This window comes from Mycobacterium sp. OTB74 (genome assembly GCF_029892685.1).
In the GTDB taxonomy this organism is placed as follows: domain Bacteria; phylum Actinomycetota; class Actinomycetes; order Mycobacteriales; family Mycobacteriaceae; genus Mycobacterium.
The window spans coordinates 95,222-116,461 of record NZ_JARXVD010000002.1 but is presented as its reverse complement, the minus strand read 5'-3'; the positions used below and the strand labels follow the sequence as shown (position 1 = coordinate 116,461).

The window sequence follows — 21,240 nt, the reverse complement described above, 5'->3', positions numbered from 1 at the left end:
CGACAAACAATCCGACGTGTACCAGCTCGCGGCATGCGCCCTAAGGCGTGATGACCACCCGGGTGCCTGACGGTTCGGTTGTGGCCCAAACATTTTCGATTTGTGCCAAGGGCCGCGCGACAGTGGTTATCTGCAATTCTCCGGCATCGAGCATGTCGAACATCTGGGGCAGACCGTCGGTGCGCGCCCGTGTCATGGCCTCAGGTGGAACGCTGCCAATGCCCAAGCCCTGCAAGGTGATTCCGGTGCTGCGCAGAGTCGATGCGTCGACGCTGATGGTTTCGCCGGTCATGGCGCCAACCTGGATGAAACGTGTGGCGTGGAAATGCGTTGACGAGTGGGCAGCGGCCAGCGCGGCAAGGACCTGCTGGGCCGGTGAACCCCACAGGTAGTCGATGACGGCGTCGAACGGACGGTTGGAGTGTTGTGCGACAACGGATTCGGTCAGGTCGTCCGTACCGAGCCGAATGACGTCGTCGGCTCCGACGCTGCGCAGCCAGTCGAGACGTGAGGGGTTGCGGCCCGCCACTACCACCCGGCCCGCCCCGAACACCGACTTGGCCAGCTGGACGGCTACGGATCCGGTGACTCCCGTGGCACCGAGCACCAGGACGTGATCGCCGGGCTTGGTGGCAGCGGCGTAGTCCAGTGTCATCCAGGCTGAGATGCCGGGATTGGGCACCGCGGCCGCGGTCACCGAGTCGACGTGCTCGGGCACCGGTACGCCGGCGGCCGGGTACACCAGGGTGCGTTCGGCCATCAGCCCGTGTGGTGCCAGTGACCCTGTGTAGACCCGACTACCGTCGTCGAGCCGGGCCACACCGTCCACTCCTGCGATGGCAGGAAGCTGAATTTCCTTGCTGCTGTAGTGCTTTCCCATGATGACCATCCGGCTGAGATTGGTCAGCGCGGACGCCTCGACGGTGGCGACCACCGCGCCGCCGTGGGGCTCTGGTTCGGGAAAGTCGGTGTAGGTAGGGGTCTGGCCCCATTCCTGAACGACCGCCGCTTTCATGGCGATCTACGGCGAAGCGGGCAGGTCGTCTTGCTCTGGGTAGTGGCCCGTCACCAAGAAGATCACCCGACGTGCAACCTCGACCGCGTGATCGGCGAAGCGCTCATAGAACCGGCTGAGCAGCGTCACGTCGACTGCGGCCGTCACGCCGTGCTTCCACTCCCGGTCCATCAACACGCTGAACAGATGACGGTGCAGGTCATCCATCGCATCGTCCTCCTCCTGGATGCGAGCCGCCCGCTCCGGGTCATGGGTGATCAGCACTTCTTGGGCGTTGTTGCCCAATTCGACTGCCAGCCGTCCCATTTCGGCGAAGTAGCCGTTCACCTCTTCCGGCAGCGCGTGCTGCGGGTGGCGACGGCGGGCGATCTTGGCGACGTGCAGTGCCAGTGCGCCCATCCGGTCTACATCGGCGACGATCTGAATGGAACTGACCACGGCCCGCAGATCGCCGGCCACTGGAGACTGCAGGGCGAGCATCACAAAGGCCTGTTCCTCTGCTTCGGTGCTCAATACCGCGATCTGGTCGTGATCGGTGATAACCTGCTCGGCCAACACCAGGTCAGCCTGCAACAGGGCTTGGGTCGCGCGTTCCATGGCAACACCAGCCAATCCGCACATTTCGCCTAGGCGGTTGGTTAATGCTTCTAGCTGCTCTTGGTACGCGGTACGCATGTGATTCAGCGTACTTTCTGATGGTCCGGCCCGCGGAGATCTGGTGGTGAACGGCCGATGAATGCCGCTGAGCGGGAGCTATTTGCAGGTTGTATCCGCAGCGTTGGTGACGGTCAGGTCTTCCGGGAGTTTTGTCGGTTCGCCGGCCTGCGTGCCCTGCTTAACCTGGACCTGAACCGCCGAACCACTTGGCGACGGCGCGGACACCTTGGTGAAGTCGGTCCCGAGCACCACTTGGACGACATCGCCGAGGCCGGACATCCGCTCGATGCTGGGATTGGTGAGGCTGGAGGCAACGGTTGCGGCCGCCTGTTCGTGGCCCGGGGAGAAGAACACCGTCGTCGACTTGACCTGCCCTTGGTAGTCGTCGGGCGTGGTGACAGAAAAGCCCTGTTGTTCCAGCTGTTTGGTTGCAGTGGCCGCCAGCCCGTCTTGCCCGGTCGAGTTGGATACCCGAACCGTCACCTGGCTCGGATCTGCGGTGACGGCGTTCACCAGGTCGCTGTCCGCGCTGTTGGACGGGCTGTCGGACCCGGCCCCGGGAGCAGGCGGGGCGGCCGACACCGGGGTGTTGTCGGCCTTGCGCTCCTCGGGCAGGGGATCGTCGTCGATGATGGCTCTGAACAGTGCGTGCATGTCGTCGACGCGGGGCGGTTCGTTGCCGTCGGAATCGGTGACCCCGGTGGGGATGGTGACAAACGTCACCCGGCCGGCGTTCACGCCCTGGATGGACTGACCCAGGTTGACCAGGTCCTTGGTGGTGACGTTGTCAACCGTGGTGTCCTCGATGAACAGGTTGACGACGTTGTTGAGCTTGCTCAGGTTGAAGAACGTGTCCTTGGAGATCATCGAACGAAGCAGTGATGACAAGAACATCTGCTGCCTTTTGATCCGGCCGTAATCGCCGTTGACCTCGGTGGTCACCTGACGTGCCCGCACGTACTGCAACGCGGTTTTGCCGTCGATCACCTGACGGCCTGCATGGTCCAGGACCGTGCCAATTTCGTAGTCCTCCAGCGGAGTGGTGCTGCACACCTCGACGCCGCCGACCGCGTCGACCAACTTGGAGAATCCGGCGAAATCGACTGCCATGAAACGACTTATCGACAGTCCGGACAGCTTCTGGATGATCTTGACCAGACATCTCGGACCGCCGAATGCGTATGCCGAGTTCAACTTGGTCTCGGTGTAAACCTGGTCGGGCCCATTGCTTTTGGTGTCTTCATTCCAGACCGGGCCGTAGTTACCGGTCTTGGGGTCCCAGGGCTCACAAGCGGTGGGCGTGATCGCCAGGTCTCGGGGGAATGACACGCTCACGACGCGTTTTCGGCTAGCCGGGATGTTGACCAGCATGATCGAGTCCGACCGGATGCCGTCGGCATCTTGGGTGGTGCCGGCGCCCATATCAGAGTTGTCGCCGTATCGGCTGTCGACGCCGACGATCAGGAAGTTCTCGTCGCCGAACTGAGCGTTGGGATCGACGATGTCGCGCGAGTTGCGGTCGAGCGCCGAAACCTTGTTCATGTTGCGGTTCTTCACCGATTGCCACTGCCAGGCGGAGCCGGTCAAAGACAGCGCCAGTATCGCGGCCAGGGCGATCACCGCGCGGCCGATCACTAGTGCGGTGCGGCGGGTGTGCGGCGCGACGACCGGAGGCGGGGTGTCGACGTGGGCCGGCCCGTCCGCCGGTGGGTCGACTTCAGCCAGAAGAGTCGTCTCGTCGTTGGACCAGGGTTCCGCGTGGTCTTCGGACATGTCGACGTGGCCTTCGGACATGTCGATCAGACCGGGGAGGTGGGGCTGATCAACCAGTTTGGGCAGGCCCGACAAGGGGGACACATCAGACGGGGGGACTGGTTCGGGCACCTCGGCCAGCGGGGCCGGTTCGGGCAGTCGGACTGGTACCGCGTCGAAAACCTCTGTGGGGTATTCGATTTCGCGTCGGATGGGGGCGGCGGGGCGGTCCGGGCGTCCGAGGGGTGGCCGGCTCGGAACCGGCGGCTGCTGCTGCTGCGGCGGTTCCGGTGGCTTAGGAGGTTTGGGAGCTTGCTGCCGGGCAGCGGGCGCGGCCGGCTTCGGCGTGACTGGAGGTTTCGGCGCTGCGATCGGCTCTGGTGTGATGGGGGCCTTGGCTGCGACGGGAGGTTTAGGCGCAGGCGGAAGTTTCGGCGCAGTGGGAGGTTTGGGCGCCGCAGGAGGTTTAGGTGGAGCCGGCGGTTCGGCTTGTCTGCCGTACAGCCGGGTGATCAACTCGGCGACGCTGACGCCGCCACCGCCGTGGTTACCGGTGGATTCGTCGTCGTCCTCGTCGGCATCGAATTCGTCATTAGCGACGTCGACGCCGTTCTGGTGAACGCTGCCGGGGGCGTGCTCCCGCGACGACCCGACCGGACCTGTCGACCGCGGGGTGGGGGTCAGCCGATGACTGTCCCTGCTCGCGTCGGTACCGCCCCAGTCGTCGGGGCTCAGGTCACGGTCGGTCATGTCAACCGCCAGAGTTTGCCATATCGGCGCCGAACGGCACTGTGCAGTCGTCGGGGTCGTCCAACCAGCCCTCCGGCAGCACCACCGAGCCGGGTGAACCCTGTCGGCCCCGTGGGCCCTCCGCGCAGTCCGGGAACGGCAGGTCCGAATCCAGTTGTGTGAGTAGCTGATCCAGCTCGGAGAGGGTCTTGACCAGGGCTAGCGCACGACGCAGGTCGGCGCCCGCGGGCAGCCCGTGTAGGTACCAGGCGACATGCTTGCGGATGTCGCGCATGCCCTTGTCCTCACCGAAATGGTCGGCCAGCAGTTGGCCGTGGCGGCGGATGATGCTCGCGATCTCGCCGAGCGTTGGTGGGGTGGGACGGGGTTGTCCGTTGAATGCCGCGGACAGTTCGGCGAACAGCCACGGCCGACCCAGGCAGCCGCGGCCGATCACGACGCCGTCGCAGCCGGTCTGCTCCATCATCTTCAGCGCATCATCGGCGTCGAAGATGTCGCCGTTGCCCAACACGGGGACGCTGGTGACGTGCGCCTTCAAGGCCGCGACCTGGTCCCAGTCGGCTGTGCCGGAGTAACGCTGTGCGGCAGTCCGCGCATGCAGCGCGACAGCGGCCGCACCCTCCTCGGCGGCGATCCGGCCTGCATCGAGGTGAGTCTGGTGGGCGTCGTCGATCCCGATCCGGAACTTCACGGTCACCGGGATGTTGGTGCCTTCGGTGGCCCGTACGGCGGCAGAAACGATCTGCCCGAACAACTTTCGCTTGTAGGGCAGGGCCGAGCCGCCGCCGCGCCTGGTGACCTTGGGTACCGGGCAGCCAAAGTTCATGTCGATGTGGTCGGCCATGTTCTCGTCGACGATCATCTTGGCCGCCGCGTAGGTGGTGGCCGGGTCGACGGTGTACAGCTGCAGCGACCGGGGGGACTCTTCGGGCGCGAAGGTGGTCATGTGCAGGGTGGCGGCGTTCCGCTCGACCAGAGCGCGCGCGGTCACCATCTCGCACACGTAGAGCCCGGACACCGTGCCCATTTTGGCAAGCTCCTGCTCCCGGCACAGGGTGCGGAAAGCGACGTTCGTCACACCCGCCATCGGTGCCAGGACTACGGGGCTGCGCAACGCGATCGGCCCGATCCGCAGGGACCGGGCCGATTCGACGGGCGGAACAGCCGCAGCTAGGACACTGCTGATGATGTCACCAGTAGGTTTTTCATGGCCTTCTTCTCGGCCACCTTGCGCTGGCGTTCGAGGCGGCGCTCCTTGGCCACGTCGAACTTCACGCAGGCGTCTTCGAGTTCCTCGACCAGCTTGCCCAGATCGTCGCGCATCCGCGCGCCCTCGCCGGTGAAGTCGTCACGCTCGAAGATGCGCCACTTCCTCAGCACGGGCATCACGACGTCGTCGAGGTGGATGCGCGGGTCGTAGACGCCACCTGCCGCGATAGTCACCGCTTTGCGGCGGAAGTCGGGAATGGTGTAGCCAGGCATCTTGAAGTTGCGCAGCACCTTGTGCAGCGACCGCATGGCCTGGTTGGGCGTGATGTCCAGACCGGCAGCCGAGACGTCCCGGTAGAAGATCATGTGCAGGTTCTCGTCGGCGGAGATGCGCTGCAGCAGCTGGTCGGCGATCGGTTCGTCGCAGGCCTTGCCGGTGTTCCGGTGCGAGACACGAGTGGCCAGCTCCTGGAACGAGACGTAAATGACCGAGTCGAACAGGCTCTCGGCGAACAGATCAGCCTCGATCTGGTCGTTCTGGCCGGGCGAGAAGCCGCGGGTGACCTGCTCGACCCGCAGTTCCTCCAGCTCGACCGGGTCGCAGTTGCGGGTGACTACCAGGTAGTCGCGCAGCGCGATGCCGTGCCGGTTCTCTTCTGTGGTCCAGCGGTTGACCCACCAGCCCCACGGTCCGTCCATGCCGAAGTTCATTGCGATCTCGCGGTGGTACGACGGCAGGTTGTCCTCGGTCAGCAGGTTGGTGACCATCGCCACGCGGGCGACCTCGGACAGCTGAGCCTGCTCGGGGTCCCAGTCCTGGCCACCGAGCGCGTAGTAGTTCTTGCCGTCCGACCACGGGATGTAGTCGTGGGGGTTCCAGTCCTTGCGCATGGTCATGTGCCGGTCGACGAGCTTCTCGACGACGGGCTCAAGCTCGCGCAGAAGCTGCAGATCGGTCATGTCGGCTGACATGGCACCTCCCGAGTTATCTGTACCTGTTGGTAGCAGTCAGAGTATCTGTGTCCCCCGGTGACATCAAGTTGTTCCGGGTCGCGTCGCGCAGGTGAATCTGAACTGTTACTTCGGGATTTATGGGGATTTACTGATGCGAAGGCACCCGGCTGAGCAGCATGTCGACGCAGTAGTCGACGAACTGGGTGCGCGTGGCGGGCAGCTTGCCGTTCAGATATCCGGTGAACAAGGCGGTGAGGGCGCCGATCAGGCTGGTGGCCTCCAGCGCCTGCCGCGTTGCATCGGTATCGCGAAACATCTTGTGCTGCAACAGTTCGATGAAGCTGGGAATCCAGTCGGCGCCGGACTGAGTGAGCACCGGTTCGCTGGCCGGAGCGATCAGCAGGACCCGTCCGCGCGTAGGGTCGTCGACCATCATCGTGACAAACCGCTCGACGGCGTCGCGTGGACTTGCCGAGGTGTTCAGCGCGGCCATGGCGGTGGTGCATACCGAGTCGTAGACGGCGCGCACGAAGTCGTCGCGGTCGGTGAAGCTTTCGTAGAAATAGCGCTCGGTCAGTTCGGCCGTGCGGCAGACGGTCCGCACGGTCAGGGCCGGGCCGGCGGGGTCGCCGAGTGCGGCGATGCCCGCCGCGATGAGTGCATCGCGTCGCAGAGTCTGACGGTCCTGTAGTGGCACGCCTGACCAGCGTCCGGGTCGTTGACCTGAAGGCACGTGGCTCCTAGGCTGAATAATGACAACGCATGTAGTCAAGATAGCTGCTGACGTCCAGGAAAGAATGCCAGTGACCCAAAATACTTCCGATGCATCCCCGGTGACCAGCGAATCCGTGACCGGAGGCTGCCCGGTGGCGCCTGGCGGATACGACTCGGTCCCGCTCGGACCCGACTCGCTGACCTGGAAGTACTTCGGTGACTGGCGCGGCATGCTGCAGGGGCCGTGGGCGGGCTCCATGCAGAACATGCACCCGCAACTCGGTGCCGCGGTCGAGGAGCACTCGACGTTCGCGTCCGAGCCGTGGGCGCGGGTGCTGCGCTCGCTGTATCCGATCGGTGGCGTGGTGTTCGACGGCGACCGCGCTCCGCAGACCGGTGCCGCGGTGCGCGACTACCACGTCGACATCAAGGGCGTTGACTCGCAGGGGCGTCGCTACCACGCGCTCAACCCCGACGTCTTCTACTGGGCGCACTCGACGTTCTTCATGGGCACTCTGATCGTCGCGGACCGGTTCTGCGGAGGCATCTCCGAGGACGCAAAGCGCCAGCTGTTCGAAGAGCACAAGCAGTGGTACTCGATGTACGGCATGAGCATGCGGCCCGTGCCGGAGACCTGGGAAGACTTTCAGGTCTATTGGGATCACATGTGCCGCAACGTATTAGAGGACAATTTTGCCACGCGTGAAGTGCTGGCGCTGGAGAACTACGGCAAGCCGTGGTTCTTGGGGTGGCTGCCGGATCGGGTGTTCAGCCCTATTCAGCGTCGCACCGTCGCCCCGCTGATGCGGTGGTTGTGCGTCGGCCTTTACGACCAGTCGGTGCGCGACCTGCTGGGCTTCACCTGGACCGAGCGTGACGAATGGTCGCATCACCGGCTGTGTGATGTGGTGCGGATCGTGTTCGCGTTCGTGCCCGAGAGGTACCGCAAGCACCCCCGTGCCCGCGCCGGCCTGGACCGGGCCAGCGGTCGGGTCCCGATGGACGCTCCACTGATCGAGACGCCGGCCCGGAATCTGCCGCCGCTTGATGTTCGTCACGACGGCACGCATTACTGCCCGGTGGTTGGTTGAGGCATCGCCGGTAACGCGTGCGGTTGTGGCACAGCGGGATTGCGCACGGTCTGACCTACACGGGGTCGGCTGACCCGGTATCGGGCTAGCGTGGGGTTATGCCGCACCCTGGGGTTCTTGCAGGTCGATACCAGCTGCGCGGAACGCTGGGACGTGGGGGAATGGCCGAGGTGCGCGACGCTTGGGACACCAAGTTGGACCGTGCGGTCGCAGTCAAGCTGCTGTACGCGCCGCTGAGCGCGCAACCGGATTTCCGGCAGCGTTTCGAGGTTGAGGCGCGCGCGGCGGCAGGGCTGGATCATCCGCATATCGTGTCGATCCACGACTGCGGGGAGCAGGACGGCACCCCGTACATCGTCATGGAGCGGCTGCCGGGGCGGACGCTGGCGGACGCGATCGCCGCCGGCCCGCTGCCGGAGCAGCAGGTCAGGTCCGTTCTCGACGACGTGCTCTCGGCGCTGTCGCTGGCGCACGCAACCGGCATCCTGCACCGCGATATCAAGCCGGGGAACATCCTGTTGACCGCTTCCGGATCGGCAAAAGTCGCTGATTTCGGCATCGCGAAGAGTGCCAACTCCGCTCAGACGACGGCTGGTCAGATCCTGGGGACAATGGGCTATCTCACAGCAGAGCGGATGTCGGGTCGGCCCGCGACGGTCGCTGACGATCTCTACGCGGTGGGCGTACTCGGTTACGAGGCGCTCACCGGTCGGCGTCCCTTTCCTCAGGACAATCTGATTGCGCTCGCTCGAGCGGTCGCGGAGGACCAACCGGTGCCGCTGCACGTGTTGCGCCCTGATGTTCAGCCGGCACTTGCGGGTGTCATCGAACGCGCGATGACGCGCGATCCTCGTTGGCGCTTCACCAGCGCCAACGAGATGCGAGGCGCCCTGATTGGCGGCGTTCCCGCGGCTCGTCCACAGACGTTGGTGCTCGGCGACCCGCTGCCGGATCCGGCTACGACGCCACTGGCAGTTGGGGCGCCGCCACATCGGCCACGTGCCTTGTGGTGGATTGCCGCGGTCGTTATCGCCGTGTTGCTGGCGATCGCTGCGGTAATCGTCGACTTCGCATCCCGTCCGGCACCGCCGCTGCCGGCGGGCACCAGCACTCCGGTGCCGACTCCCACATCCGTGCTGCCCCCGCCGCCGGTTTCGACGCCATCGCCGGTAGTCGATGTTCCACCACCTGACGGCCATCACAAGGGGAACGGCAACGGGCACAAGTCGAAACACGGTGACTGACGACAAGTCTGTGAGGCCGATTTAGCTGCCGGGTCACCGCTGGGCAACGGTCAAGCAATCAGCCTGCTGTTTGCTCAGCGCATGACGAGCATCTATGAGCAGATCGGAGGGGCCGAGGCGCTCGAGCATGTGGTGGCGGACTTCTACCGACGAGTGCTGGCCGATTCCGAACTCGCCGGTTTCTTCGCCGGCGCCAACATGTCGCGCCTCAAAGGGCGGCAGGTGGAATTCTTCGCCGCCGCCCTGGGCGGACCGGAGCCGTACTCAGGCGCGTCGATGCGGGATATTCACCGCGGGCGCGGAATCACCATGCGGCATTTCAATCTGGTGGCGGCCTATCTGAGCGACAGCCTGGCTGCGGCCGGGGTTCCGGAGGCGACGGTGGAGCAGATCATCGCCGCGATTGCGCCGTTGGCCGAGGACATCGCCACCGCGCGCACCGCCTGACTCAGCGACTCTGAAACGGCATTCCAGCAGGCCGCCGCTCGGATTCTCGCTGCCCGTAGGTTGGGAACTCTGGCGCGATCACGGATGAATTTGTGCCCCCACCAGGGCTCGAACCTGGGACCTGCGGATTAAAAGTCCGTAGCTCTACCGACTGAGCTATAGGGGCGTGGGACACAGGATACTTCGTCCTCGGGCGTGCCTCCGAAAGTGCCCCCGAAGGGCCCTCGAACGAGCCGGTTTGGAGCGCGGGGCAATCGTGCCCTAAGCTATCGAAGCTCCCAACGGAAGCGTTGCGAGTACCCCGGAGTGATTCGGATTAGGCCCCCATCGTCTAGTGGCCTAGGACGCCGCCCTTTCACGGCGGTAGCACGGGTTCGAATCCCGTTGGGGGTACGCATCGCGGAAGCGCGGAGCACGTAGTACGTAAGGCCCTGTGGCGCAGTTGGTTAGCGCGCCGCCCTGTCACGGCGGAGGTCGCGGGTTCGAGTCCCGTCAGGGTCGCCAGTACGGCGAGGCACTTCGGAGGTCGTGCCGTCCGGCCAGGTAGCTCAGTTGGTACGAGCGTCCGCCTGAAAAGCGGAAGGTCGCCGGTTCGATCCCGGCCCTGGCCACGTTAAAGCCCGCAGGCGACTGCGGGCTTTTTGATTCTCGAAACGCTGTGGGCTTCGCCACGGGCTATGAAGCGGTCACGACCACGTTGACGGTGCTCGCCCCGGAGTCGGAGGCGATCACCAGCGTCGGGGCATTGGCGACCGACAGCACGTGCCCGCCGGTGACGGTCACCGAGTAACCGTTCGGGTACTCCACGGTCGGCACCGAGATGGTGGTACGTGAGCCCGCTGTGAAGCTGCCCGAACCGTCGGTCTTGGCAGTCGAGTAATTGAAGGTGAAGGTGCCGTTGGTATTTGAGTACGCGATCGGGGTGCCGGAGATGGTCTGCGGGTACGGGGTGGCCAGCACCTGCAGCGAACTGGTGTTGACGTTGGAGCCCGTCGGTGGCAACGCGGGGTTGTAGACCAGCGATTCCGAATCCGTGTTGCCGCTGGTGGTGATGTCACCCGCGCCGGAGTACGCCCACTCGGACCAGCTCATCAGGTTCTGGTTGGCGGCGTCCATCTCGGCGTACAGGTCCGATTGCGCAGCGGAGGCGCCGAACTCATCCATGAACACCGGCACGTTGTTGGCCTTGCCGAATGCGGCTGCGGTGTCGGCCTGCTGCTTGGCCAGCCATCCGCAGATGCTGCTGGTGGCCGAGCCCGCGCAGTAATCATGAAACGCCAGAACAACATTCGGGTCATTGATGGTGCCCAACTGGACGGGAGCGCCGAGGATGGCGGGAATTTCGGAGACCGCAGGGTTGGCCGGTTCGACGTACAGGGCTGTGGAGGGGTCGACCGACCGGATGGCGGCGGCCGCCTGGTTGTACATCGGGGTCAGTTGTTGATCGGCGAAGAACGAACCGCCGAGCAGCGTCGGCAACCACGACGAGCCCGGGAACGGCTCGTTCATGATGTCGTAGCCGATGACTCCGCTATTTCCGCTGAAGTAGCCGGCGACGGTCTGCCACGTCTTGGCGTAGTTGTCCTCGAGTCCAATTCCGTTGGCGGCGTTGGAGTTGTTCCAGAAGTTGTCCCAGGCCGCGGACTCGGCGGGATTGAGGTAGTAGCCGCCAGGGAAGCCGAAATTCTGGTTGGTCTGGCCTCCGGTCTGGGTAGCCCATTCAGGGGCGCCCTCGCCGCCCAGCGACGCGCTGTAGAGATCCTGATGCATGTCGATGATGGTGTAGATGCCATGGCTGGCAAGCATGTTCACGGTCTGCTGGATGGAATCCAGGTAGGCGGTGTCGTACACACCTGGTTCGGGTTCCACTGCGGCCCAGATGACGCCCAGACGCACCACGTTGAATCCGTTGGCGGCCAAGAACGCTGCGTCATCGGCGGTGAACCCACTGGCCGATGGTTCGTAGGGTGCCAGCTTGTACACCTCATTGACCCCGTGCAGCAGGACGACCTGCCCGTCACTGTTGGTCAGCCAGGTGCCGGTGGAGGTTATGGGCGCCACCGCATCGGACGAGTCATGCTGGCTGAACGTTGCGCCCGTACCGGATTGCCCGACCGCACCATGCTGGCCGAGCAGGCCTGCGTTGCCGCCGGCCCCGCCGAGCGCCGGTAGCGTCGTCGAGGCGCCTCCGACGCCACTGTTCCCGCCGACGCCGCCGCTGCCTCCGCCGCCCAAAAGGTATGCGCCAGAACCACCGTCGCCGCCGCGGCCGCCGTCGGCGCCGGCTCCGCCGTCGCCTCCCCGGCCACCGAGGCCGAACAGCAGGCCCGGTGCGGAACCTCCATGACCTCCCGCACCGCCGGTCCCGCCGGGCAGTGGGCCACCATCGCCTCCGCGGCCGCCGACTCCCATCAGGGCACCGCCTGTCCCACCGGTACCACCGGCTGCTCCTGCGCCGCCGGTTCCTCCGTCACCGCCGGTCCCGATCAGTCCGGCCGCACCACCATTGCCACCGGCAACACCAGGCTTGGTGCTGTTCCACCCGGCGCCGCCGTCGCCCAGCAACCAGCCGCCTGCGCCGCCGTTGGGGTTGGCTTGGGTGCCGGTGCTGCCGTTGCCGATCACGTAGGTTCCGGCGAGTGTGTTGATGACGCCGTCCACGCTCTGGCCCAGCGGGCTGTCGATCCAGTTCTGGGCACCGGTGTGATTGGGGTTGTAGACCAGGGCCTGGAAAGCACTGGCAGGATCGGATGGCAGGGTCGGGGTGGGCTGCACTGTCGGGTTGGAGACGGGCGACGACGCTGCGGCGCTGACAGCACTGGCGGTCCGGGCAGTGGTGGTCGAAGTCTGGCTGGCTGGCGAATTCGCCGACCCGCCAACGGTGTTCGACCGTGCCGAAGGTGCCGCAGCGGCTGCGGTGGACGGTGAGGGTTTCGCGACGTGCTGGTCACCATCACCCGACCGGGCTTGATTGCCTGGCTTTCTGGCGGTCACAACTTTCGCCGAGGCGTCGTGATCGCGGGTACTGCTCGATGTGGTTGAGCGGTCCCTGGTCGCGTGGCGGCCGGCGGAATCTCCGGTGCCTGCCCAGGCGGTTCCGGAAGTCAGGGCGGCGCCGACCCCGAGCGCGATTGCAAGACCGCCGACCCGACCGATGTACGCGGACGCCGCCATAGATCTCTGTATACGTCAGACGAGTCGTACGGTAGGGGGTTTCGTGAGGAAAAACGACAATGCCCCTTACCAATTGGCCGAGATGACGATGTCTCGTCTCGGTCAAGCGGTAAGGGGCAGTGCTTCCGTCGGTAGGTCAGCCCGCAGGTGCCGGCGGTGGTGGTGGGGCGCCAGGTGCAGGCGGAGCACCAGGTGCAGGCGGAGCGTCCGGCGGCTCGTAGTACTGCCCCAGACCTGGCGGGATGTTGGTCCCAGGCGGCGGTGCGGTTCCTGGCAGCGGTTCGCCGAGCTGCTGCTGATTCCACTGGCTCAGCGAACCACCCCTGAGTCGTCCGTCGTGGTACATGTCGATGTACCGGTGCAGCCAGTCGTGCGGGGTGATGTCGGCGTTTTCCTGGCCAGGGTCAACCCCGAACTCCTGGCACTGGCCGGGTGCCGAGGGCTTGAGGCATTGCTGCACGCCGTAGGCGTTGTTGAAGGCATTGAGTTTCGGCACAGTACCCGCATCCGAGCCCGGGCGAGACGGCACCGCGTTCTGGCCCAGTACCGTGTCGTGGCTCAAGCCACTGACTCCTTGCGGCAGCCCCAGAGGACCCACTGCCGCAGGATCTGCGCCGCGCTGCCCGAGGAGGTTGATCCCTTCGGGCCCCAACGGCGCTCCCAGTCCAGGCATCTGCTTATCGGCCAGTGGAGTAGGACCGAGTGCTGCAGCTATAGGTCCAGCCAGCGCCTCTGATCTGCCGTCGGGCACCGGCGGCGCCGTGTTGCCGAATCCGGTCGGTGCGGGGGGTGGTGCCGGTGTGTCCGGGTCGGCTGCTGCCGACCCGGACAAGGCGATGGACGCCGCGGCGGCGAGCACGCCAGCCGCCGCGGCTTTCGTCATCAGTTGTTTGCGGTGCATCAGACCGACTTGGTGACGCCGTAGTAGGCCACGATGTCATCGGTGTCGGTGGTGGAGCTGGTCAGCGTCGCGTAGGACCGCAGGAACGACTGTCCGACGCAGCCGTCGATCTTGACGTGGGTGTCCTTGAGGGTCACCCGGACCGGGGCTGCCTTGTAGGTCTTCTTGTCCACCGGAACCTGGATGACCTGGCCGGGCTTCGGGTGGATCTCCAGGGTGGCCGACAGCGGGAAGCTGAGTGAGGTGGGAATCGGGCCCGTCAACGTCGACGTTCCGGTAGTGATACCGGCCTGGCCGATAAGACGAATCTGTCCGAGCTCGATACCGCAGCCGATCTGGTAGCCGGCCTCCAGGGTGCCACCGTTCAGCTTGGTCTTGCCGCCGCCGGTGACCGTGCCGGTGAAGGTACCGCCGACGAGGTACTCGCGTGAGCTGACAGCAGTGGTCAGCGGGGCGACCGGCAGTTGGGTCTCCTTGTCACCCTTGACCGTCATCACCCAGCCGTCGGGCGTGGTCACCACACCCGGGTCAGCCGAGGCAACGACTCCGTTGTCCGGTGGCGGACCGTCGTCACCCGGAGCGGGAGCCGCCTGCGCTGCCGCGACCGGGTCAGCGGGCGGGGCGGGTGCCGGAGGATCGGCCAGAGCAAGCGGCGCTGCAGTTACCGGCAGCAACAGACAAGTGGCTGCCAATATGGCGAGTCGGTTCAGCATGGTGGTGGCGAGGCCTCTCGTGGTCAATCCGTTGGTCGGTTGAAAACTGTGAATCATGTTGGTGCGCATGGGAATGTGATGACGTAACGCTGGCACTAGACAGACTTGGTCACACCGAGGTAGGTGATCACGTCGTCTGTGTTGTCAGTCGAGCTGGTCAGCGTTGCGTACGACCGGATGAACGACTGCCCGGCGCAGTAGTCGGTCTTGATGCGGACTCCGGTGAGGGTGATTCGGGTGGAGTTGCCCTTGAACGACTTCTTGTCGACGGCCACGGTGGTCACGGTGCCCGGCTTCAGGTAGACCTTGCCTTGGAGGGCGGCGCCGAAGTTGATGCTCGGGCCGGTGATGCCGATGCCCGGCGTCGTGTTGGCGATGGGGTTGATCTCTTCCTCATCGTTGATGATGCCGCAGCCGATCTGCTCGCCGGCCTCCAGCGTGCCGCCGGCCAGCTTGGATTTGCCGCCACCGGTGATGGTTCCGGTGAAGGTACCTGAGACCAGGTACTCGCGGGAGGTGATGGCGGTGGTCAGCGGAGCGACCGGCAGCTGGGTCTCGTTGCTGCCCACTACCGACAAGTGCCAGCCGTCCGGGGTGTCCAGTACTCCGGGAGGACCGGAGGGCACGAGGCCATCGGCGGGTGGCGGCGGGACCGGGGCTGCGGCGTTGACGACCGGCTGTGCCGGCGCGGCCGGGTCAGCCGCGGGATCGGCGACCGCAATGGGCGCAGTGCTGAGCAGCGGCAGCACGCAGACGGCAGCCAACATGGCATAGCGGTTCGACATGGTGATGAGCGCGCCTCTCTTGTTTGGTAGCTAGATTTTCTGTGGATTCTTTCAGTGAATCCCTGTGGATCTAGCAAGAATCTTTCGGGTCGGAGCATCCAATGGCTGGGTGTCGAAACAGTGAACGGGTTGGAAACAAAACAGGCCACCTTTACGACCAGTGAGATTTTTGTACAAGACCAGCAACGGGCGGCATCGCGACCAGCATCGATGTTAATTTCACTGTGACTTGGTCGGGGTGAAGGGCCGAGTGTGATCTGTGTCATTGTCTTCTGCTGGTGCAATGGAACCGATCACGACTGGAAACTCGCGTGTGGTTCCGCGTTCATCCAGTGGTCATGTAAACGTCTGACGGTAGGTTTTCCGAAACTGTTTGGAGGAAGCATTGAAGACACCACTCGGGTGTGCACGGGTCCTGGCGGCAACGATTGTGGTCAGCGGAGTCGGGATGCTGTGGCTGCCGGAGGCGGCCGCCGACGTCGACGGTGACGCCGCGGTGGTTGACCAGGGCGGCGCTCCGATTCCCGGTGCGGCCGTGCAGGCTACGACAGTCACTTCGTCCAACGCTGATCCCGCGGCGGTAGCTGCATGTGCCAAGTTCGCCCAGGCGCTCGACAATGCGTCGGATGGCTACGGCAACTATGCGGACAGTTTGGATGACCGCGACGGCACCGTGAACGACAGCAACGTAGCCGGTCGCACCAGCCTGCGTCAGTCCGCATCTTTTGCAATGGACGCAGCCAACACTCCCGGGCTCACGCCCGAGATCGCGGACCCGATGCGGGCCTGGTCGCTCGGCGCCGCCAAGTTGATCGTGAAGATGGGCCTGAACTTGACCGGCACCCTTGATTCCACCGCGACCGAGGTCAACAACAACGCTGAAGCTGTGCAGCGTGCTTGCGCCGCGGCCGGTACCCACGCCTGACCACATTCACCCGACTAGAACGACGGATAACAACCAACTGTGAAGCGATATGCCTTCGGGCTGGCCGCGCTGTGCCTGGCGCTTGCCGCATGCGGTGGAAAAGCCACCGCACCAACAACTTCAACGCAGTCCGCGCCCCAGGTCGCGGAATCGGCGATCGATACCCTCCTGCTGTCCCCGGCCGTGGTGAACCAGATCATGGGGACGACGGACCTGGTGGCCCATCCGGTGAGCGATCAGATGGACGATCACCGCAACCTCTTGCCCAACATGAACTGCCTGGGCGTCTGGCAGATCGATGAAAGCCAGATCTACGAGAAGACCTGGAAATCGGTGCGCAAGCAGACTCTGCGCACACCCGATAACGATCACTGGGACAACCTGGTGGCCCAGTCGGTGGTCTATTACGAGAAGCCTGACGCAGCGCGTGACTTCTTCAACCAGTCGGCCGACCGATGGTCCAAGTGCACCAATCACCACGTGAACATCACGCTCAACGACGCGCAGCTGCCGAAGTGGCTTTCCGGTGACCTGAGCCGAACCGACACCCAGTTGGCCATGCCCATCACCCGCGGCACGGGTGACCAAACCCGTTGGTGCCAACACGTTCTGCAGCTGGCCGGCAACGTCATCATCGACGTCGAGGCGTGCTCGCCAAAGCAGTCGGAGACGGCGGCGGCCGCCATCGCAGCAAAGATCCAAGGCGGCATCCACTAAATCGATCGGGCCAACCGTCAGCCGTTGCTGTGTATCGTTCGCGCCATGGCAGCCAGCGACTCACGCGAAGTCACCATCGAAGCAACTCCCGAGGAAATCATCGACGTCGTCGCCGATGTGGAATCGACGCCAACCTGGTCACCGCAGTATCAGAAGGCTGAGATTCTCTCGACGTACGACAATGGCCGGCCCAAGCAGGTCGAGATGACGGTCAAGGCCGCTGGCATAACCGGCCAGATGGTGATCGAGTACACCTGGGAAGAGCACAAGATCAGCTGGACTCTGATCAAGAGCGGTCAGCTCAAGAAACAGGATGCCAGCTACACGTTGACCCCGGTCGGCGACAAGACCAAGGTCAGGTTCGACATCACCGTCGACGTGGCCGTCCCGCTGCCCGGTTTCCTGCTCAAGCGCACCCTCAAAGGTGGCTCGGAGACCGCCACCGATGGTCTGCGCAAGCAGGTGCTCAAGGTCAAAAACGGCTGACTCCCACCGGGATTCGGACGGTGGCCCCGCGGATGGGTTAACGTCGCGAGATGACCAACGCGGGGCCCCTCGCCGGGGTGATCGAACTCGGCGGAATCGGCCCCGGGCCGCACGCCGCCATGATGCTGAGCGACCTCGGTGCCGACGTGGTGCGGGTGCGTCGTCCCGGTGGGCTCACCATGCCCGCCGAGAACGTCGACCTGCTGCACCGCGGCAAGCGAATCGTCGACCTCGACGTCAAGTCCGACCCCGGGGCGCTGCTGGCGCTGGCCGCGAAAGCCGACGTGCTGCTTGACTGCTTCCGGCCCGGCACCTGCGAGCGGCTCGGGATCGGGCCGGCAGACTGCGAGGCCGTCAACCCGCGGCTGATCTTCGCCCGGATTACCGGCTGGGGGCAGGACGGGCCGCTGGCGCAGACCGCCGGACATGACATCAACTACCTGTCGCAGACCGGCGCGCTGTCGGCCATCGGCTATGCGGACCGGCCGCCGGTGGCGCCGTTGAATCTGGTCGCCGACTTCGGTGGCGGCTCGATGCTGGTGTTGATCGGCATAGTCGCCGCGCTGTATGAACGCGAACGCTCCGGTCGCGGCCAGGTGGTGGACGCGGCGATGGTCGACGGCGTCAGCATGCTGGCGCAGATGATGTGGACCATGAAGTCCACCGGAGCCATGAAGGACCAACGGGAGTCGTTCTTGCTCGACGGCGGGGCTCCGTATTACCGGGTCTACGAGACCTCCGACGGCGGCTACATGGCGGTCGGATCGATCGAGCCGCAGTTCTTCGCCCAGCTGCTCGTCGGGCTCGGATTGGACCCCGACGAGGTGCCCAAACAGTTCGACTCGGCCAACTACGACCGGATGCGCAATATCTTCGCCACTAGGTTCGCCAGCAAGACACGCGACGAGTGGACGAAGACCTTCGCCGGAACTGACGCCTGCGTCACACCTGTGCTGAGTTGGACCGAGGCGGCGGCTGGTGAGCACTTGCGAGCCCGGTCCACCATCGTCACCTGGGGTGGTGTGGATCAGGCCGCGCCGGCGCCCAGATTCTCCCGCACGCCGAGCGGGCCGGTGGGCACGCCGCCGCAGCAGACAACGTCGATCGACGAGCTCGGCTGGTAATTTTTCAAAAGTTAGCCAGCAGAACCCCTGTACGTCATCCATATACAGGTCTAAATTTGCCTTTATGGCAGTTATGGCGTCCCGAGAAGCGGTGATGGACGCCTCGCCCAAAGCCATCCTGGATGCGTTGGCGGACACGGACGAGGTGTCGTCGTGGTCGAAGCTGCGTCGGGACATAGAAGTGGTGGATCGATACCCGGACGGCCGCCCACACCACGTCAAGGCGACCGTGAAAATCATGGGTTTCACCGATAAGGAACTCCTGGAGTACCACTGGGGCGACGACTGGATGGTCTGGGACGCAGCCGATACGTTCCAGCAGCGCGGGCAGCACGCCGAGTACAAGTTGACCCGCGAGGGGGACCTGACCCGCGTCCGGTTCGACCTCATCATCGACCTGGCCGCTCCCATCCCGGAATTCCTGCTGCGGCGGGCTCGAAAATTGGTCCTTGACGACGCGATCGACCGGCTGCGGACCCGCGTCACCAGGTTTTACGGGTAGTTGGCCTCACCGCGGAAATTGGTCTCGCACGTCCACGGCGATCAGAACAACTTGCTGCACATTGTCGCCAAGCCCCTCACCAGCACAGACGCCACGGCACACGATTACGGTGGCGGAACTGCAGATGCGCGTAGGGTGGCTCCATGCCGCCGCATCGCCCCTCCGTGTTTTTGGAAAAACTGGTGGCAAGTCGCAACGGCGGGCCGCAGCAATCCGTAGTGAACGAATTGCGACGCGTCGTCCTCAACGGCGACGTGCCGCCCGGAACACCGGTGCCGCTGTCAGAAGTGGCGGATCTGTTAGGCGTCAGCCACATTCCGGTTCGTGAGGCGCTCAAGACGCTGACCGGTGAGGGACTGGTGACGCACCGGCCGAACGCCGGCTACTCCGTGGCCCAGCTGACCGCCCAGGAGCTGCGGGAAATGTACATCGTGGGGGAATCTCTGGAAGCTGCGGCTTTGGCTGTCTCAGTACATCGCGCCACCGAGGAGGACCGGGCCGCAGCGGTGGCGGCCAACCAGCGATTGGCGCAGGCGATCATCGACGGTGACGGGGCGGCTTATCAGCGGGAGAGCCGAAACTTCCACATGGCCTTGGCCCGGCCGAGCGGTATGCAGCGCCTGTTGCGCATGCTCGATATGGCCTGGAACATGATCGAGCCTGTTCAGCCGATGGTCCACGTCGACTCCGACCACTGGACCAAACTGAACATCGACCACGACGAGATGCTGGTTGCGTTCCTGGCACGTGATTCCGAACGTTTATTGGCAGCCACGACCCGGCACGCACACCGCCTCAATGACGTCATCGCGACGTTCCCCAGCGACACCGGCTTGCTGGCGGAGGACGAAACATCTCAACTGGATTAGCGCGTCGATGCCGCCTAGGTCAGTGACCGGAGTCGGCTGATCGCCTCGTCCAGAGTGTCGTCGCGCTTGCAGAAGGCGAACCGTACCAAGTGATTCCAGCCCGCCGAGTCCGGTGAGTCGGGGTCCAGGAACGCCGACATCGGGATTGCAGCCACGCCGATCTGTTCGGGCAGCCCTGCACAGAAGGCGGTGCTGTCGTCATAGCCCAGTGGCCGCGGGTCTGCGCACAGGAAGTAGGTGCCGAAGCTGTCGTGTACGTCGAACCCGATGTCACCCAGAGCGGCGGCCAGTCGGTCCCGCTTGCCTCGGTACGCGTCGCGAAGGTCGGCCACCCAGGCGTCCTCGTGATTGAGGGCGTGGGCGACGGCGGGCTGGAACGGCGCGCCGCCGACGTACGTCAGGTACTGCTTGGCGGCCCGCACCCCGGCGATCAATTCGGCGGGCCCGCAGGCCCAGCCGATCTTCCAGCCGGTGCAGTTGAACATCTTGGCTGCGCTGGAGATGGTGACGGTCCGCTCGGCCATGCCCGGGTAGCCGGCCAGGGGGATATGCCGGTGCCCGTTGAATGTCAGCTGCTCGTAGACCTCGTCGGTGATCACCAACAGGTCGTGCTCGGCGGCGATGGCAGCAATGGCGGCGAGCTCGTCAGGGCCGGCCACCATGCCGGTGGGGTTGTGCGGTGAATTGAGTATCAGCGCCCGGGTGCGCGGTGTGATCACGGCGCGCAGTCGGTCGATGTCGATGGCGAAGCCACGGTGACGGGCCACCAAGGGGTCACGGTTGTCGGCCACCAGCGGGACTGTGACCCGATGGCAGCCGGCCATGGCGATCACCGGGGAGTAGGAGTCGTAGAACGGCGCGATGACCAGCACCTCGCTTCCCGGTTCGACCAGCCCGATCACCGCCGACGCGATGGCCTCGGTGGCACCGACCGTGATCAGAACCTCGGTGTCGGGGTCGTAGTCGATGCCGTAATGCCGTTTGCGCTGGGCGGCGATAGCCTGCCGTAACTCTGTGATGCCGGGCCCGGGCGGGTATTGATTGACGCCGGCCGCGATCGACTGCTGCGCGACCGTGAGCATCGATACCGGACCGTCCTCGTCAGGGAAGCCCTGGCCGAGATTGACCGCCCCGACCCGCGCTGCCAGCGCAGACATCTCGGCGAAGATGGTGGAGGCGTACGGCCGCAGGCGGGGAACCATTCCAGGTGG

Annotated in this window: 21 protein-coding genes and 4 tRNA genes; 13 read left to right on the top strand and 12 right to left on the bottom strand. The window is 64.9% G+C overall.

Annotated features, from left to right (window positions below):
- Positions 1 to 40: 40 nt before the first annotated feature.
- From M2432_RS03690 to M2432_RS03665, 6 genes are all read right to left on the bottom strand, one after another.
- Positions 41 to 1,015: a zinc-binding alcohol dehydrogenase family protein gene (locus M2432_RS03690; RefSeq protein WP_280825406.1), complete on the bottom strand. Its 975-nt coding sequence runs from the start codon at positions 1,013 to 1,015 to the stop codon at positions 41 to 43.
- Between the two features lie 6 nt (positions 1,016 to 1,021).
- On the bottom strand, positions 1,022 to 1,690 hold the full coding sequence (gene phoU, locus M2432_RS03685) for a phosphate signaling complex protein PhoU (RefSeq protein WP_280825405.1): 669 nt from the start codon (positions 1,688 to 1,690) through the stop codon (positions 1,022 to 1,024).
- A gap of 78 nt (positions 1,691 to 1,768) precedes the next feature.
- Positions 1,769 to 4,174 (bottom strand): LCP family protein, encoded by a 2,406-nt coding sequence (locus M2432_RS03680; RefSeq protein WP_280825404.1) that lies wholly within the window; start codon positions 4,172 to 4,174, stop codon positions 1,769 to 1,771.
- A gap of 1 nt (position 4,175) precedes the next feature.
- On the bottom strand, positions 4,176 to 5,309 hold the full coding sequence (gene dusB, locus M2432_RS03675; RefSeq protein WP_280825734.1) for a tRNA dihydrouridine synthase DusB: 1,134 nt from the start codon (positions 5,307 to 5,309) through the stop codon (positions 4,176 to 4,178).
- A gap of 35 nt (positions 5,310 to 5,344) precedes the next feature.
- Positions 5,345 to 6,355 carry an acyl-ACP desaturase gene (locus tag M2432_RS03670; protein ID WP_280825403.1) on the bottom strand — a complete coding sequence of 337 codons (1,011 nt, stop codon included), beginning with the start codon at positions 6,353 to 6,355 and terminating at the stop codon, positions 5,345 to 5,347.
- Positions 6,356 to 6,482: 127 nt separating this feature from the next.
- Positions 6,483 to 7,070, bottom strand: coding sequence for a TetR/AcrR family transcriptional regulator (locus M2432_RS03665; RefSeq protein WP_280825402.1), 588 nt, complete (start codon positions 7,068 to 7,070; stop codon positions 6,483 to 6,485).
- Positions 7,071 to 7,134: 64 nt separating this feature from the next.
- Here M2432_RS03665 and M2432_RS03660 point away from each other — a divergent pair, with 64 nt between their 5' ends.
- The 3 genes from M2432_RS03660 (at position 7,135) to M2432_RS03650 (ending at position 9,833) form a co-directional block, all read left to right on the top strand.
- Entirely contained in the window at positions 7,135 to 8,142 is a 1,008-nt protein-coding gene (locus M2432_RS03660) for an oxygenase MpaB family protein (protein WP_280825401.1), read from the top strand.
- A gap of 98 nt (positions 8,143 to 8,240) precedes the next feature.
- A complete protein-coding gene (locus M2432_RS03655; RefSeq protein ID WP_280825400.1) occupies positions 8,241 to 9,386 on the top strand; it encodes a serine/threonine-protein kinase in 1,146 nt (381 codons plus the stop codon).
- A gap of 81 nt (positions 9,387 to 9,467) precedes the next feature.
- Positions 9,468 to 9,833 carry a group 1 truncated hemoglobin gene (locus tag M2432_RS03650; protein ID WP_280825399.1) on the top strand — a complete coding sequence of 122 codons (366 nt, stop codon included), beginning with the start codon at positions 9,468 to 9,470 and terminating at the stop codon, positions 9,831 to 9,833.
- Between the two features lie 93 nt (positions 9,834 to 9,926).
- Here M2432_RS03650 and M2432_RS03645 read toward each other — a convergent pair.
- Positions 9,927 to 9,999: transfer RNA gene (locus M2432_RS03645), tRNA-Lys, on the bottom strand.
- A gap of 154 nt (positions 10,000 to 10,153) precedes the next feature.
- Here M2432_RS03645 and M2432_RS03640 point away from each other — a divergent pair.
- The 3 genes from M2432_RS03640 (at position 10,154) to M2432_RS03630 (ending at position 10,444) form a co-directional block, all read left to right on the top strand.
- Positions 10,154 to 10,226: transfer RNA gene (locus M2432_RS03640), tRNA-Glu, on the top strand.
- Positions 10,227 to 10,260: 34 nt separating this feature from the next.
- Positions 10,261 to 10,337: transfer RNA gene (locus M2432_RS03635), tRNA-Asp, on the top strand.
- Positions 10,338 to 10,370: 33 nt separating this feature from the next.
- Positions 10,371 to 10,444 (top strand) — tRNA-Phe (locus M2432_RS03630).
- Between the two features lie 64 nt (positions 10,445 to 10,508).
- Here M2432_RS03630 and M2432_RS03625 read toward each other — a convergent pair.
- Positions 10,509 to 12,608 (bottom strand): cellulase family glycosylhydrolase, encoded by a 2,100-nt coding sequence (locus tag M2432_RS03625; protein WP_280825398.1) that lies wholly within the window; start codon positions 12,606 to 12,608, stop codon positions 10,509 to 10,511.
- A 7-nt stretch (positions 12,609 to 12,615) separates the two neighbouring features.
- On the opposite strand from M2432_RS03625, the gene M2432_RS03620 reads away from it, so the two are divergent.
- Positions 12,616 to 12,804 (top strand): hypothetical protein, encoded by a 189-nt coding sequence (locus tag M2432_RS03620; protein ID WP_280825397.1) that lies wholly within the window; start codon positions 12,616 to 12,618, stop codon positions 12,802 to 12,804.
- A 339-nt stretch (positions 12,805 to 13,143) separates the two neighbouring features.
- Here M2432_RS03620 and M2432_RS03615 read toward each other — a convergent pair whose 3' ends face one another.
- From M2432_RS03615 to M2432_RS03605, 3 genes are all read right to left on the bottom strand, one after another.
- On the bottom strand, positions 13,144 to 13,908 hold the full coding sequence (locus M2432_RS03615) for a hypothetical protein (RefSeq protein ID WP_280825396.1): 765 nt from the start codon (positions 13,906 to 13,908) through the stop codon (positions 13,144 to 13,146).
- Positions 13,908 to 14,621 carry an MspA family porin gene (locus M2432_RS03610; RefSeq protein WP_280825733.1) on the bottom strand — a complete coding sequence of 238 codons (714 nt, stop codon included), beginning with the start codon at positions 14,619 to 14,621 and terminating at the stop codon, positions 13,908 to 13,910. The genes M2432_RS03615 and M2432_RS03610 overlap by 1 nt, the downstream gene beginning before the upstream one ends.
- A 95-nt stretch (positions 14,622 to 14,716) precedes the next feature.
- Complete coding sequence (locus tag M2432_RS03605; protein ID WP_280825395.1) at positions 14,717 to 15,406, bottom strand: MspA family porin; 690 nt, start codon at positions 15,404 to 15,406, stop codon at positions 14,717 to 14,719.
- A gap of 385 nt (positions 15,407 to 15,791) precedes the next feature.
- Here M2432_RS03605 and M2432_RS03600 point away from each other — a divergent pair, with 385 nt between their 5' ends.
- The 6 genes from M2432_RS03600 (at position 15,792) to M2432_RS03575 (ending at position 20,029) form a co-directional block, all read left to right on the top strand.
- Positions 15,792 to 16,331 (top strand): hypothetical protein, encoded by a 540-nt coding sequence (locus M2432_RS03600; protein ID WP_280825394.1) that lies wholly within the window; start codon positions 15,792 to 15,794, stop codon positions 16,329 to 16,331.
- A gap of 39 nt (positions 16,332 to 16,370) precedes the next feature.
- Positions 16,371 to 17,048, top strand: a complete 678-nt coding sequence (locus M2432_RS03595) for a sensor domain-containing protein (RefSeq protein WP_280825393.1) — start codon at positions 16,371 to 16,373, stop codon at positions 17,046 to 17,048.
- 45 nt (positions 17,049 to 17,093) lie between these two features.
- Positions 17,094 to 17,534: an SRPBCC family protein gene (locus tag M2432_RS03590; protein ID WP_280825392.1), complete on the top strand. Its 441-nt coding sequence runs from the start codon at positions 17,094 to 17,096 to the stop codon at positions 17,532 to 17,534.
- 50 nt (positions 17,535 to 17,584) lie between these two features.
- The gene (locus tag M2432_RS03585) at positions 17,585 to 18,658 is read left to right on the top strand and encodes a CaiB/BaiF CoA-transferase family protein (RefSeq protein WP_280825391.1); all 1,074 of its coding nucleotides are present in this window, start codon (positions 17,585 to 17,587) and stop codon (positions 18,656 to 18,658) included.
- A 64-nt stretch (positions 18,659 to 18,722) separates the two neighbouring features.
- Positions 18,723 to 19,160, top strand: coding sequence for an SRPBCC family protein (locus M2432_RS03580; protein WP_280825390.1), 438 nt, complete (start codon positions 18,723 to 18,725; stop codon positions 19,158 to 19,160).
- A gap of 143 nt (positions 19,161 to 19,303) precedes the next feature.
- The gene (locus tag M2432_RS03575) at positions 19,304 to 20,029 is read left to right on the top strand and encodes a GntR family transcriptional regulator (RefSeq protein WP_280825389.1); all 726 of its coding nucleotides are present in this window, start codon (positions 19,304 to 19,306) and stop codon (positions 20,027 to 20,029) included.
- A 14-nt stretch (positions 20,030 to 20,043) separates the two neighbouring features.
- On the opposite strand, the gene M2432_RS03570 is transcribed toward M2432_RS03575, so the two are convergent.
- Entirely contained in the window at positions 20,044 to 21,231 is a 1,188-nt protein-coding gene (locus M2432_RS03570; RefSeq protein WP_280825732.1) for a pyridoxal phosphate-dependent aminotransferase, read from the bottom strand.
- Positions 21,232 to 21,240 lie beyond the last annotated feature (9 nt).